Annotated in this window: 12 protein-coding genes, 1 tRNA gene and 1 pseudogene; 3 read left to right on the forward strand and 11 right to left on the reverse strand. The window is 33.4% G+C overall.

All coding sequences use genetic code 11. The features are described 5' to 3' along the window. Position 1: 1 nt before the first annotated feature. The 3 genes and pseudogenes from ACQY63_RS06305 to ACQY63_RS06315 form a co-directional block, all read right to left on the reverse strand. Positions 2 to 814 (reverse strand): V-type ATPase 116kDa subunit family protein, encoded by an 813-nt coding sequence (locus ACQY63_RS06305; protein WP_428245280.1) that lies wholly within the window; start codon positions 812 to 814, stop codon positions 2 to 4. Next, positions 794 to 2,014 (reverse strand): annotated as a pseudogene (locus ACQY63_RS06310) (V-type ATPase 116kDa subunit family protein); the annotation flags it as partial. The pseudogene ACQY63_RS06310 and the gene ACQY63_RS06305, both read right to left, overlap by 21 nt. A gap of 15 nt (positions 2,015 to 2,029) precedes the next feature. Continuing rightward, the gene (locus ACQY63_RS06315) at positions 2,030 to 2,338 is read right to left on the reverse strand and encodes a hypothetical protein (protein ID WP_022165523.1); all 309 of its coding nucleotides are present in this window, start codon (positions 2,336 to 2,338) and stop codon (positions 2,030 to 2,032) included. A 401-nt stretch (positions 2,339 to 2,739) separates the two neighbouring features. On the opposite strand from ACQY63_RS06315, the gene ACQY63_RS06320 reads away from it, so the two are divergent. Next, positions 2,740 to 3,846 (forward strand): hypothetical protein, encoded by a 1,107-nt coding sequence (locus ACQY63_RS06320; protein ID WP_412621796.1) that lies wholly within the window; start codon positions 2,740 to 2,742, stop codon positions 3,844 to 3,846. 234 nt (positions 3,847 to 4,080) lie between these two features. Here the strand turns inward: ACQY63_RS06320 and ACQY63_RS06325 are convergent, their stop codons facing one another. Continuing rightward, complete coding sequence (locus tag ACQY63_RS06325) at positions 4,081 to 4,764, reverse strand: HAD family hydrolase (protein ID WP_022165525.1); 684 nt, start codon at positions 4,762 to 4,764, stop codon at positions 4,081 to 4,083. A 237-nt stretch (positions 4,765 to 5,001) separates the two neighbouring features. Here ACQY63_RS06325 and ACQY63_RS06330 point away from each other — a divergent pair, with 237 nt between their 5' ends. Then, positions 5,002 to 5,727, forward strand: coding sequence for a class I SAM-dependent methyltransferase (locus ACQY63_RS06330; protein WP_412621794.1), 726 nt, complete (start codon positions 5,002 to 5,004; stop codon positions 5,725 to 5,727). A gap of 151 nt (positions 5,728 to 5,878) precedes the next feature. Here the strand turns inward: ACQY63_RS06330 and ACQY63_RS06335 are convergent, their stop codons facing one another. Continuing rightward, a complete protein-coding gene (locus ACQY63_RS06335) occupies positions 5,879 to 6,721 on the reverse strand; it encodes a DegV family protein (RefSeq protein ID WP_022165527.1) in 843 nt (280 codons plus the stop codon). Between the two features lie 144 nt (positions 6,722 to 6,865). Here ACQY63_RS06335 and ACQY63_RS06340 point away from each other — a divergent pair, with 144 nt between their 5' ends. Next, positions 6,866 to 7,387 (forward strand): TetR/AcrR family transcriptional regulator, encoded by a 522-nt coding sequence (locus ACQY63_RS06340; protein WP_022165528.1) that lies wholly within the window; start codon positions 6,866 to 6,868, stop codon positions 7,385 to 7,387. On the opposite strand, the gene ACQY63_RS06345 is transcribed toward ACQY63_RS06340, so the two are convergent. The 6 genes from ACQY63_RS06345 to ACQY63_RS06370 form a co-directional block, all read right to left on the reverse strand. Beyond that, positions 7,380 to 7,550 (reverse strand): hypothetical protein, encoded by a 171-nt coding sequence (locus ACQY63_RS06345; RefSeq protein WP_022165529.1) that lies wholly within the window; start codon positions 7,548 to 7,550, stop codon positions 7,380 to 7,382. The genes ACQY63_RS06340 and ACQY63_RS06345 overlap by 8 nt on opposite strands. A 384-nt stretch (positions 7,551 to 7,934) precedes the next feature. Continuing rightward, positions 7,935 to 8,005: transfer RNA gene (locus tag ACQY63_RS06350), tRNA-Trp, on the reverse strand. Between the two features lie 47 nt (positions 8,006 to 8,052). Beyond that, positions 8,053 to 9,408, reverse strand: coding sequence for a DNA repair protein RadA (radA, locus tag ACQY63_RS06355; RefSeq protein WP_302689354.1), 1,356 nt, complete (start codon positions 9,406 to 9,408; stop codon positions 8,053 to 8,055). Positions 9,409 to 9,479: 71 nt separating this feature from the next. After that, a complete protein-coding gene (locus tag ACQY63_RS06360) occupies positions 9,480 to 9,893 on the reverse strand; it encodes a hypothetical protein (RefSeq protein ID WP_022165531.1) in 414 nt (137 codons plus the stop codon). A gap of 132 nt (positions 9,894 to 10,025) precedes the next feature. Next, on the reverse strand, positions 10,026 to 12,545 hold the full coding sequence (locus ACQY63_RS06365; protein ID WP_428244895.1) for an ATP-dependent Clp protease ATP-binding subunit: 2,520 nt from the start codon (positions 12,543 to 12,545) through the stop codon (positions 10,026 to 10,028). Between the two features lie 115 nt (positions 12,546 to 12,660). Continuing rightward, the gene (locus tag ACQY63_RS06370) at positions 12,661 to 14,247 is read right to left on the reverse strand and encodes a cadherin-like beta sandwich domain-containing protein (RefSeq protein ID WP_022165533.1); all 1,587 of its coding nucleotides are present in this window, start codon (positions 14,245 to 14,247) and stop codon (positions 12,661 to 12,663) included. Positions 14,248 to 14,268: the final 21 nt, after the last annotated feature.

The following is a 14,268-nucleotide window of genomic DNA, read 5'->3' on the forward strand; positions in this document are numbered from 1 at the left end:
ACTAATTCTCCTTTACTTTCACGTATTTTGTATTTTCCTTAAATGGCTTAAACTCTCTACTTCCACCTTCAAAGAATTTTCCGAAAAATTCCACATACTGAAGTCTGTTTGTATGAACATAAGCACCTAATAAATTAATTGCCATATTAAATGTGTGACCAATAATGAAAATAACAATAAACATTATCACACCAACTACCGACTTGCCGCCCATGGCTGCCATTGTATTAATAACCTGTGCAATTACACCTGTCGCAAGTCCCAAAGCCAAAAGTCTTGAGTACGATAACAAATCACTAAGCCAGCTTGTTGTATCATAAAGACTATATGCTCCAAGTAGTAATCTCTTAACAGGGTTCTTTGCCCTTCTTCCTGCCATTAAAAGTATTCCAACCATGCCACCAATAGCCATAACCTTTGCCAGCATATTAGCCCAAGCCGGAAATACTATTGTTGTTCCTGCAAGAGATGCAAAAATTGATGTTGGCACTAACAATAAAATTAAGCCTATTAAAAATACATACCAAAGCACTACGTCACATACAAATGACATAACATCTTTTTGCTTTATCATCATGTAGCCTTTAATTCCAAGGCCAACAAACAAATGTATAATTCCGAAAATCATGCAATAAATCAACATTCTCATTGGTTGCTCTATAGGAGTAAACCACAATGCAGGTATTGTTATTTTTACACCAAAGAAGGTGCTACCAATAACAGTTATTGCATCACCAAAATATCCACCAAAAAGTATGCCCCATATTAAAGTTGAAATTCCACAGTTCTTAAACATTCGTAATGTTTTCCCCATGGATTCTTCCATGTTAGGAAACTTTTTAAGCGCCCATAAACAACCAAGAAACATAAGCAAGCCGTAAGCTGCATCACTTAACATTATTCCAAAAAAGAAATAATAGAAAAATGCCGTAATTAATGTTGGATCAATTTCTGTTTTTGTTGGATAACCAAAAGAAGTTACAACTCCTTCAACTGCTCCTGCTGTTTTACTGTTAGATAAAAGAACAGGTACATCTTCGTTATCCTTTGGTGCTTCCACATCTATTGCCACAGTATAGTCATTTTCCAAGTTCATTCTTAAACTTTCAATCTCTTTCTTTGGAATAAAACCTGTAACAAAAAATGTATGTTTTGTTTGAAGAATTTCTCCCAAAGCTCTATATTTTTCAGCTCTGATTGTGTAATAATCTGAAATTTCCTTTAGTTCAATTCTTCTTTCACTATATTCTTTTATTTTATTTTTGATTTCCTGTATTTCATTATCAAGAATAGTAATAACTTTTTCTCTCTTTTTTACCGATTCTTTTGGAAGATGGCTTGTCATAATAGGGGGTCTGTTAAAGCCCAAACCTCTAAGTGCCTTCTCCGTTTTTTCTTCGTTCTGTTTCAGAAATACTACTGCTATATAAGTTTGAAACTTATCTGAACTTAAAATTTGAGCGTATGTTAATTTTGGCAATCCCTCCAAACTCTCTAATCTGTTAATCAGTTGATTCTCCGTATAAGTTCCTAAAATAGTTCCAAGTAAAAATCCTGTTTTCTTTGTTCCTTTATAATTCATTGGAACATCAAGTTCTGCCCATGGCTTAAGGGCTTCTATTTCATCATAACGTCTCGCCTTTTCAGCAATCTTTTCATCTACTGCTTTGTTTAACTGAATAATATCTTTTGCCACATTCATTATTTCCTGTTGATTTTCAGTAGACTTCTTAAATTCACTTATTTCAATTTCTTTCTTTCCTTCTAAACTTGAAAACATTGATGTTTTTTCCGGATAGAATTTTTCAAGAATGTTAAGTGCATTTTCCGCTAATGCCGCATTCCTTTGAAAAATCGAAATCTGTGTTGCTGTATTTACTTTTTGAAAAACAGAGTCTTTATTTTCAGTTTCATGTATTTCCAGACAGCCTTTTCTCTGTAAAAATTCAAGAATTTTCTTTCTATCCTTTTTTAAAGCACAAATGTTTATTTTGCGCATTTCTAAAACTGCCATAATACCTCCTAACTTTTAAGCCAATGCCTGTATTACTGCTTTAATTGCGTTGTCCGTCCTTTCTTTTGCCAAATCTCTAAGTTCCATTACCTTCATTTGGATTTCCTTGTCCATTTCCAAATCATAGTTGTTACATTCTGAAACTACCTCATCCATTGCCCTCTTAGCTTCTTCCTGAACCTTCATTAGTTTTTCTTTTCTAAACTGTGCCTTCCTTGAATCTAATTCTGCCTTCTTTCCTGCTGCGTTGTCCATTGCCACCTGAATCTGCTTTTCAGCTTCCATTTCAGCTACACGTACAGCATCAATAGTTTCTTTAATCATACTTATCCCTTCCTTTCTAAAAACCTTCGCTTATACTCCTCCTAAAGTTACATTATAAATTTTATAATAGTCTGTCTCTTTTTTATATACAAGTTCCAATTTATGGCAATTGTATATAAACCTTACAAATTGTATATTTTGTCTTTTATCCGTACCAAATTCTTGTTTTATTATATCATAATTTAATTTTTTTATGTGGTTATTTTTAACATTATGAAAGAATTGCTGTGGGGATTAAGACCTGCTAATGTAATTTTTAAGCCTATATTTTCTTTGTTTTTCGCTACATTGTAACATTTTTATTCTATTTTGTAATATTTTTGTAATATTTGTATTGATTTTGCAACAAACATGTGTTAGTATATGGCTAATTCATTCAAGAAAGAAGGTTAAGAATTAATATGAGCAGAAAAATACATATCATACCATCACTAACAATGTCGTTAGTTCTTATGACATGTGTAATTACAAAAGCAAATGACAATTCTAATAATACAAATATTTTAATTAACGAAAATGCAACGGCTACAAGCCATACTAATGGAACAACAACTCTCACAAACATTGAAGCAACCACTAATGAAAATACTACAACTAATACGTATGACACCTTTGCCCCTAAAACTTATGTTAAAGGCATTTCCGATACAAAAACCGGAATCAAAATCACTTGGAAAAAGGTCAATGTTTCCAAGTACAAAATTTACCGAAGCAAAAAAAAATCAAAAGGCTACAAGCCTGTAAAAACTATTAAAAGTAAGAAAACTACAAGTTACACAGACAAAAGTATAAAGAATAACACAACTTATTATTACAAAATAAAAACATATAGTCCAAACACTAATACTTCAGTTTCTAAGCCTGTAAAATACAAGACATCTTACAAGAAACTAAAAATCAACTTTAATAAACAGTTAAAGAAATTAATTACCAATAATGTAAACAAACATTATCCATGTAATGTTTTAGTGAAAAAATATGTTGAGTCATCTGGCACAAAAGTTAAAACTTCAAAGGAAGTTACTAATTTAAAATTACAAGGCAGTCCTACTGCTAACAGTTGGAAAAACGGCTACGCAAAAGTTTCTTATACTTACTCATTAAAACAAAGCACTTATAAGAAATCAGGAAAAGTCAAATCCACTACATATCCTGTTAAATCATCAGGTTTAACCCACACTGCTGTTACTTCTACTAATGATATGGATTCATTAGATGCGGGGGATATCATTACCTATAGTAAAAATGGACGGGCAACACACGTTGCTGTCTATATTGGTCGCTTTGATTCTAAATCAGACCTTGTTGAATATTTAAACACTGAAGTTGGAATTAAATGTTCAACGAATACAAGTTGGATTAAGTCATGGAATGGCAACTGCAAGCACTGGGTTATCCAGGGTGGTATGAGAAATGGTAATCAGATTTATATTTGTAACAACGCTAACACTACTACAACCGGTAGCGGAGCAAGCACAATTTCTCATTCAATTTCATTGTTGAAATAACACCAGTGTATTACTCAATAATAATAAATGTTAAGTAACTACACAATTTTGTAACTATATTCATAGTTTCATAAAAGTAAAAAAGAACCACGGCAATAACTATATCCGGAATTTTTTTCTAGTTATGGTTATTCCCTTGGTTCTTTTTTATATGCTATTTTTTATGCATTATTTCTTTATATATATTTTTTTGCAGATTAGTTCTTTATACATTATTTTTTGCAGATTAAATCTTTATACACTATTTTCATTTTTCATTTTTACTATATCTAAAATTTCAATTAAATCATCAATCTTATAATCTGCCGGTGACTGATTATAAGAAAATCTATCGTCTTTCTTTGCAACTGTAACAAGGCCTGCTGCTTTTGCTGCCTGAATTCCATAAGTTGAGTCTTCAATCACAAGACACTCCTCTTTGTCTAACCCCAGTTTTGAAACTGTATAGTTATAAATTTCCGGATTAGGCTTGCTCTCCTTAAACATATGACCACTTACAATTAGGTCAATATACGAGCTAACCCCAATTTCTTTTGCCACATGTTTTATGTTATCCATAGGTGATGACGAAGCTATTGCCACAATATAGCCATCTTTCTTTAATGTACTAATAACTTCTTTTACATGAGGATTTGGAATGTCTTTATAAGAAAAGTTTTTTTCTGCTCCTGTCACCTCCCAAAATCTTTCGCACATTTTGTAAACTTCCTGTGGGGACAGATTATCTCCCTTTGCCTGATTCCACCATTTTGCCAAAAGAATTTTCTCCATTTCACCTGAACAGCCCGCCAGAGTGTATATCTCCTCCAAATCCAAATGTATATCATTTGCATCTAAAAAATCCTTAAAACATTTTATATACACAGGCTCGCTATCCACTAATACTCCGTCCTGGTCAAAAATTACTGCTTTTATCATATGACCTCCTTTTTCAAAATCTTTATGTTAAATTTATTTTTAGCCTTACACTGGTTGTATTTAGAACTAATTGTTATTTATAATATACCAGTAATTTGTATGTATTTGTAGGATATTTTTGTATGTAATTCCTATTATATTTTTACGAAATAGAAATTTGCAGATAACTTCCTATTTCATAAAGAGAAAACAAATGCTAAAATAATACACGAAAATGTTAGAAAAGAGGTATTTGTGATGAATAATGAATATGAACAAGCTGAACCTACAAAGAACATTGACGAAAAAATAGAACGTGATTACGACAGGTCTATTAACATGTGGAACGATTTTTATTCCAAATGCCAAATTGTAGATTTAAAAGGTAAATCTCTTTCTGTTGAGCCAATGTTTGATATATGTCTCGATATTTTTGCAAGCAAATGCAAAAACATATTAGACTTTGGTTGTGGTACAGGAGATGTTATTTTCCAATGCTATGAGTTCGGAAACATGGATTCAGGTCTTGGTATTGATTTATCTGAAACAGGTATTAATTTTGCCAAAGAATTTGCAACCGTAAACAAATACACTAACCTTAATTTTGAGATGGGAGATATTTCATATTTTGATAATTATAACGGCAAACCTTTTGACGGAATCATACTGTCAAACGTTCTAGATGTTATGCCAAAAGATATTGCCTTAAAGACTTTTAAAGGTCTTACAAAACTTCTCGCCCCAAAGGGACTTATGTTTGTAAAATTAAATCCATTTTACGAAAAGACAGATATGAAGCAATGGGGTTTTACTCAAATTAAAGATAATCTTTTTGAAGAAAACGGTATTCTTCGCTATAGAGAATTAGACACTGCCTCCTGGAAACAAAGTTTTGAGAAGCACTATGAAATCATAAGATATCTGGAATTTCCATATCCTTGGCAGGAAGGCATGAATCGCCTGTTTTTATTACAGAAGAAATAATTTACATAAAAATACCGATCCTTAGTTATATGAACATGTATTTAAATCAGCATATCCATACCTAATAAGGGTCGGTACTTTTTATTATAATATTCTATTATTCCAATCTTCTAAAATTCTTATATTGCACTATCTCAATTCTATAAAACTCTTATATTTCATAGGCTAAAATTATGCCACCCATTTCAGCATAAAAACTACATAACCCACTTGTTGGCATTGTTTCTACCTTGCCAACTTCTGTGTGTTCACGTAAATTGTCTAACAAGAACTGAACTTTTTCTTTGTTAAAGCACTGACTTATAACAAGATTGCCACCCTTATATCCATTGGCAAGCATATCCTGAACAGTCTTTTTGTAAATAGCATCTTTTCCTCTAATTTTTCTTAACAACTCGATTTTTCCTTCACTTGAACCCTGACCTAAAATCTTAATGCCAAGCATTCCTGCAAGTTTGCCACTTAAGGCACTTACACGACCATTTTTTACAAGATTGTCGATTGATTCCAAAATAAAGAATGTTTTAATTTTTGTTTTATACTCTTCAACTGCTTCAACTATTTCTTCAAAAGATTTTTCTTTTGCGATCAGTTCCTGAATCTTTCTTACAATAAGTGTTAAGCCGGCTCCTGCTGACTTCGAATCGAATATGTGGATTTTCTTTTCAGGATCATCTTCTAATGCCATGTGTTTTCCAACTGACGCACTACTATAACTGCCTGACAACTCACCTGAAATAGTAACCGCAAACACTTCATCTGCCTGCCTAAAAGCATTATACCATTCCTCAGGACTTGGTGCTGCAGACCCACTTGTTCCATGATATGATTTCATGTCTTCCATAAAAGATTTAATATCCAAATTAAAATCGTCTACATATTCCTTCTCCCCTACTCTTAATCTAAGTGGAACTCTATCCATGTATATATTATTTTCAGTTTTATTTTCTATTACCAAATCGCAACTTGAATCCACGATTATTGCATATTTCATATTAGTCTCCTCTCGACAGCAATATTATCTTTTCTACAAAAAATATGTTATGTAGTATTCATTACTACATACTATTGTACTATTATCTTTGTTATGCTACAATTTACATAAATGTCAAAAATGTAAACATTTGAGAGGATTAATATGAATAAATTTTCCATTAGCAATTATACAAAGCGAAATAAATTCACACGAATGTGTATTGGGGAAGCCATGGTTTCTCTTATGAAAGAAAAATCCTATAGCAAAATTAAAATTTTAGATTTAGCTGTAAAAGCCGGCGTTTCAAGAATGACTTTCTACAAATACTATCACACAAAAGAAGAAGTTCTTGGGGACTACCTTAACGAGATTATTTCAGGCTATGTTGATATATATGATAATGATCCATCTGGTGATTTTCCAAACTATAACAATATGCTTAATGCTCTTGTATACTTCGATAAATATGCCGACTTTTTCGTGGGGCTTGCCAATGCCGGGCTGTATTCTCTGTTAGTCGACGCCACAAACGAATATATGGAAAATAATATTGTACCTAAATACGGCATTTCGCTATACAAAGCCTACTATTTTGCCGGTGCCATTTTGAACACCTTTATCAAATGGGAAGAAAATGGAAAAAAAGAAAGTGCTGAAGAAATTGCAAAAGAATTAGTTAAATAATTATTATTTTATAATCATTAGCATTCTCTATTTGCCTTTGTATTATTCTGACTTTTATTCCTCCATTTACTACTTCTTCATTTAAAATTTCAACAAAATGTTCTACTTTGTCATAATCCACCCAGTCTCCGAAATGGTTTTTTTTCCGCATATTTTGTTTCATCAAAGAACTTCTTATCTAATGTAGACCAAAACAATTTGTTTTCTGTGCCCTTAACATCTATTATTTTGTTTAACTTTCCAACATAAACTTCAAGACAACATTCTTCAAGATAATATGTATTTTCATTATATACAACAATTATATCCTCTCATATCTTCACCCTCATAAAATTTCTTCTCATTAGCCAATAGTATAACATATATTACTGAAATAAAATATTATTCCCTACTACTTATAATTTTCATTATGCGGATTTTTCTCTCAAAAAAGTCCACCAATTTAATCAGAATTCATTAGTAAAAACAAGTAAAAAACAGAATTTTCTTGTACAACAAAAAAAGCCCTTGTTTAAAGGAATCCCTTTAAACAAAGGCTTTTTAATAACAGGGGCACTAGGAATCGAACCCAGCTCTGGAGTTTTGGAGACTCTTATTCTACCGATGAACTATGCCCCTATTGCGTTTAAGCACAAGTATATTTATACCATAACGCACCTAATATGTCAAATGTTTTCTCCAGCTTCTTTTATGTTTTTTACGCCTACTAATTCAATTCCTTCAACGTCTTTTAAAGATTTCACTGATACTGCCGGAAGTATACAGCGTTTGAAGCCCAATTTTTTAGCTTCCATAACTCTCTGTTGTACATTTGATACTGCACGAACTTCTCCCGAAAGACCTACTTCTCCAAACACTAATGTTGCCGGATCTATTGCCCTGTTTTTGTAACTACTAATTAGTGCCATTACCAATGCCAAATCCATTGCCGGCTCATTTACTTTCATACCGCCAGCCACATTAACATAGGCATCGTAGTCGCCCATTTGTATACCCATTCTCTTTTCAATAACTGCCATAAGCAAATTAACTCTGTTATAATCCGTTCCAACTGCTGTTCTTCTTGGCATACCGAAAGCTGTATGATTAATCAATGCCTGCACTTCAACCAAAATAGGTCTTGTTCCTTCCATCAAACACGCAACCACTGAGCCTGATGCGTCAGTAGGGCGTCCCTCAAGCATAAATTCAGATGGATTTAAAACCTGTTCCAGACCTTCCTCTCTCATTTCAAAAACACCAATTTCATTGGTTGAGCCGAATCTGTTTTTTACACCTCGTAAAATACGGTACGCAGCATGTCTGTCTCCTTCAAAATACAAAACCGTATCTACCATGTGCTCTAAAACTCTAGGTCCAGCCACTACACCTTCTTTTGTAACATGACCAACAATAAAAATCGGAATGGTCAGTCCTTTTGCTATTTGCATTAATGTGTTAGTGGATTCTCTTACCTGACTAACACTTCCCGGTGCTGAACTAATATCTTCCCTATAAATTGTCTGAATAGAGTCAATTACTACTGCATCAGGCTTTGTTTCCGTAACAACTGCTTCAATATTATCAAGACTTGTTTCTGATAACAAACTTAAATTATTGCTGAACTCTCCCATTCTGTTTGCTCGAAGCTTAATTTGCTTTAAAGATTCTTCTCCTGAAATATATAATATTTTCTTTCCTGAAGCTGACATATTTCTACAAACCTGAAGAAGCAATGTTGATTTTCCAATACCAGGATCACCACCAACTAAAATTAAACCTCCCGGCACAACACCACCTCCGAGAACCCTGTCTAATTCACTAAAACCTGTGCTTATTCTTTCTTCATCATCTGCCTTCACTTCATTGATTGTTACAGGCATTGAGTTGGTTATATTTCTTCTTATTGTTTTATTTTTAGGACCTTTAGGCTCTTCCACAAAAGTTCCCACCTCTTTACATCCCGGACACTGACCTAGCCATTTTGCTGATTCATATCCGCACTCTTTACAAAAAAATACTGTCTTATCTGCTTTTGCCATTTACTTCCCCTTATTCTATTTTTGAATATTAAGAAAGGCCCTTACGGACCTTTACTTAATCATATATTCAATTACGCTGCAACGACCTTAACTGTTGTCATTACACCTTTCTGTAAGTCTACATCAAATGTAAGCTTTCCACCAATATCTGTCTTTGAAACTCCAAGATCTTTATCATTAACAAATACTTTGTATTCCTTGTTTGCTTCTAATTCTAAAGTAATCTGAGTCTGTCCCATTCCATCTACGAAGAAACTTACTTCATCAGCAGTTTCCTTAAATACGTTTACTGCTGTTCCTGGAAGTGATTCATATACGAATGTTCCGTTTCTTTCTAATTTTGTAATTTCATTCCATGTTTTAACCTTATACATGTCTCCTGAAACTTCAAAATCTGACACCTTCTTCTTTGCATCTAATTCGTAATTTCCAAAGCTAATTGTTCCATTGCTTTCTTTTTTTATTAATTCCTTAATGATTGCCATTTCTTCCTCCTGTAATTATTCGCCGATGCGATTTATCTTAAAATCATTCTATCACACTTATCATATTTTTTCATTAGCTTTCTAGTGTAATAGTCTTGATTTTTTTTATTCAATTAGGGAATTTTAGTCCCTCTATTTTTTCTCTGATTTTTTCTCTGACTCTTTCTTAGATTCTTCCTTAGGCTCCTCTTTTACTTTGAATGTAACATTATTGCTCTTATAGCCAACAGTTACTTTATCTCCTGCCTTCACTTTTTCGGCAAGTACCTCCTCAGCAAGCATATCCTCAACCTTATTCTGAATCATTCTTCTAAGTGGTCTTGCGCCAAACTTCTTGTCGTAACTTTCTTTTGCAAGATAAGTTTTAAGAGATGACGTGAAAGATAAAGCTATATCCATCTGTTCTTTAACCTGCTTTGCAAGATTTTTAAGCATTAATGATACAATACTCTTTACTTCGCTTTCACTTAATGTATGGAATACAATAATGTCATCAATTCTGTTTAAAAATTCAGGTCTGAACATTAGCTTAACTTCTTCCATAACATTTGCCTTCATCTTTTCGTAGTCGGCTTTTTCTGTATCACCCTGACTGAAGCCTAAATGCTTAGGATCTACTATTCTATTGGCACCGGCATTACTTGTCATTATGATAATTGTATTCTTAAAACTTACTTTTCTTCCTTTAGAATCTGTAATATGGCCATCATCTAATACCTGTAAAAGTACATTAAATACATCCGGATGTGCCTTTTCTATTTCATCAAAAAGCACTACAGAATATGGGTTCTGTCTAACCTTATCGCTTAACTGACCCCCATCTTCAAATCCAACATATCCCGGTGGTGAGCCAATTAATTTTGACACACTATGTTTCTCCATGTATTCAGACATATCAACTCTGATAATTGAGTCTTCTGTTCCAAAAACTGCCTCTGCCAAAGTTTTAGACAATTCAGTTTTTCCAACACCTGTAGGCCCTAGGAAAAGGAATGAACCAATAGGTCTGTTAGGATTTTTAAGTCCTACTCTACCTCTTCTTACAGCCTTAGCAACTGCACTTACGGCTTCTTCCTGCCCTATCATTCTCTTGTGTAAAACTTTTTCCAAATCAAGAAGTCTCTTCTGCTCGTTTTTCTCAAGTCTTGTTACAGGTATACCTGTCCACATTGCAACAACTTCCTCAATTGAGTTTTCTGTTATAATAGGGCGGAACTCTTCTTCTGTGCCTTCCCATTTTGCAATTGCCTTGTTTAACTTGTTCTGAGCCTTGTCCAGTTGCTTCTTTATTTCTGTTGCACTCTTAAAATCAGCATGTCTTACACACATTTCAAGTTCTAAGTTAAGTTCTGCAATATCAATTTCCTTATCTTTTACAGACTTTGGTTTTGGCACTTCCCTAATTCGCATTTTTGAACATGCTTCATCAATTAAATCTATTGCCTTATCAGGTAAATTTCTGTCGTTAATATATCTTGATGATAATTTTACCGCTGCCCTAATTGCCTCATCTGAGATTGTAACGTTATGAAAATCTTCATAAGCAGATTTTAGACCTTTTAGTATTTCCACAGCCTGTTCTTCAGTTGGTTCCTCAACTGTTACCGGCTGAAATCTTCTCTCTAAAGCTGCATCTTTTTCGAAATATTTTCTAAATTCAGAAATTGTAGTTGCCCCAATAACCTGCAAATTGCCCTTAGTTAATGAAGGTTTCAAAATATTTGACGCATCCATTGAGCCTTCTGCTCCACCGGCACCTACTATTGTATGAATTTCATCTATAAATAAAATTATGTTTCCTGAATTTTGTACTTCATCAATTATGTTTTTTAATCTTTCTTCAAACTCACCTCTGTATTTGGAACCGGCTACTGCTCCTGATAAATCAAGGCTGAAAATTCTTTTGCCAGCCATTGTTTTGGGAACTGTTCCTTCACAAATACGCCATGCAATGGCCTCAACAATTGCAGTCTTACCAACGCCAGGTTCACCAATTAAGCATGGGTTGTTCTTTGTTCTTCTGCTTAATATCTGGATAATTCTTCCTATTTCATTTTCACGTCCAACTACAGGATCAAGTTTGTTCGCCTTTGCCTCGGCTGTTAAATCCCTACCGTACTTTTCCAAAGTAGGTATGGGACTTGCCTGAACTGCACTTCTGCCCCTCTTTGCAGGCTTAATGTAGTTTTTAACTTCGTTTATATCTCTATTTGTCAAATTAAGAATATCCACACAAACTTTTTTCAAATTAATGCCAAAGCTTGCTAATATGCAATGTGCTTCACAATCAGGATCAGCTAATATTGCCAAAAGAACATGTTCTGTTCCTATTTGTGGAATCCCCTGACTTGCAGCTTCCTCAGCAGCTCTGCCAAGTAATACGTGTGCTCTGTTTGAAGGCATTATATTTTTTGCTCTGGTTTTTGAACGTACCCTTGATTTTATTCCCATATCGTCTTCGATTGCGTTAATAATATCCTTGTACATTAAGTTGTAATTATATAAAATATTGGCAGCCACTCCATCTGTAACTTTTGCAATACCTGCCAAAATATGCTCTGTTCCAATGTAATCCATTCCCAAGTCAATTGCCACATCTTTTGCATATCCGATTGCTTCAATTGTCTGTCTGGTAAATCTACTACTTTCCATATGCATCCCTCCATATTAGTCTAGGATTTTAATATACTCTAAAAATGTGTACATTATTTTACGATTTTTTAAATAAAGGGCAATTCTCATGAAAGAATTGCCCTTTAATCTTACGTTAATCTAAATCGATAAATTCGAAATCATCATCATCGTCATCGTCATCAAAATCAATTTCTGAATCATCGTATGCATCGATTTCTTCTGATTTATTTACCTCTTCAGCACTGCTTTCTGCGCTATCATTAATCTGTTCTGCATCAATAGTAATTGTATTATCATTTGGAAGTTCCTCTACAGGTTCATCAATTTCCTTCGCTACTTCGTTTGCTATCTCTGCTTCTAAAGCTTTTTCGATATCAACAAGTTCATCTGAATCAATGTCAGCTTCCTTTAATTCTTCAACTTCTTCAGGAGCTTCTTTTACTTCTTCCTTTGAAGGTTCAGCAACTTGCTTTGCTTCTGCTTCCTCTTCTTCAATTGATACTCCTGAATCAATATCATCTTCGTCTTCTTCGTATTTTTTCTTTTTGTTTTCTTTTTTAGCTTTCTTTTCAGCCTTCTTCTGGGCTTTCTTTTCTTTCTTTGGATCTTTTAATTCATCCTCTGAATATGTCTTTTTAATTTTCTTTTCTTTTTTGCTTATGCCTAAATTAATAGATACAAAAATTAAAATAACGATTACTACTGCTAATCCGCATAAAATTTTAATTAAAACATTGTACTTGTCAACTAACTGGTTGTACTGTTTCTGTAAATTGTTATATGCCTTAGCTGCTGCTTCTGACTGCTGGTTTGCGTCTGATGATGTTAAATATCTCTGTAAACATTTTTCGTTATCATCATAGCTGTATAAATTAGTATCACCATTCCAGTTCATTGCATACACAAGATACATTCCTTCATCTTCATCAAGTACCCATGCTTTAACTTCCTGATCAATAATTGTAACTTTCTTTTTATCGTAAGCTTTTACAATTCCGTCTACCTTCTTTGGCTGTACAATTGTGTACATTCTGCTCTTTATTTTAATATTGCTCATTGGGTAGAACTTTTTCTGGCTCTTATCATAAATATAAAAACCTGATGTTTCATCACCCTTTAAATAAAAAGCTGTTAATTCCTTAACGTCTCCCTTAATACAAGTATAACTGTTTCCATTATACTTTGCTGTACTCTTTGAAAATCCTTCAGGAATTTCTGACTTTTTAAATGATTCTGAAATAGTAAATGTATTCTTTCCAACCTTTACTGTAGAATCAGTTGCAGTCTTCTTTGAAGTTTTCTTTTTTGTGCTACTTGAGTCTTTATATGTTGCATCTTCTGCTTCTGTTAATTTCTTTGTTTTCAAAGTATACTTCTGAACAGTTCCTGTTGATGATGTAACATCAACTATTGTTAAGTTATCACCAGTATCCATTACAGTATTAATACCATCTTTTTCTACTGACCACTGTGATGTGCTGTCCTTTGCAGTTGCCTCAATCTTAATAGACTTTACTGTTGACTTAACTGTTAAGTTATATTCATATGTAGTTGAATTAAAATCTAAAGGCACCTCTGTCTGATTTCCTGAATTGTCAATTGCATAAACTTTTAAATCTGACAAATCAGTTGTTTCATCAGCGCTAACTGTAAAAATCATTGTAACCATCATAGCAGACATTGCAGCTATCATAATTAGCAGGCTTTTTAACTTCTTCATTCTTATTTCCTTTCTTCTCCT

Source organism: Eubacterium sp. Marseille-QA0814 (assembly GCF_965119675.1).
Lineage (GTDB): Bacteria > Bacillota > Clostridia > Lachnospirales > Lachnospiraceae > Eubacterium_G.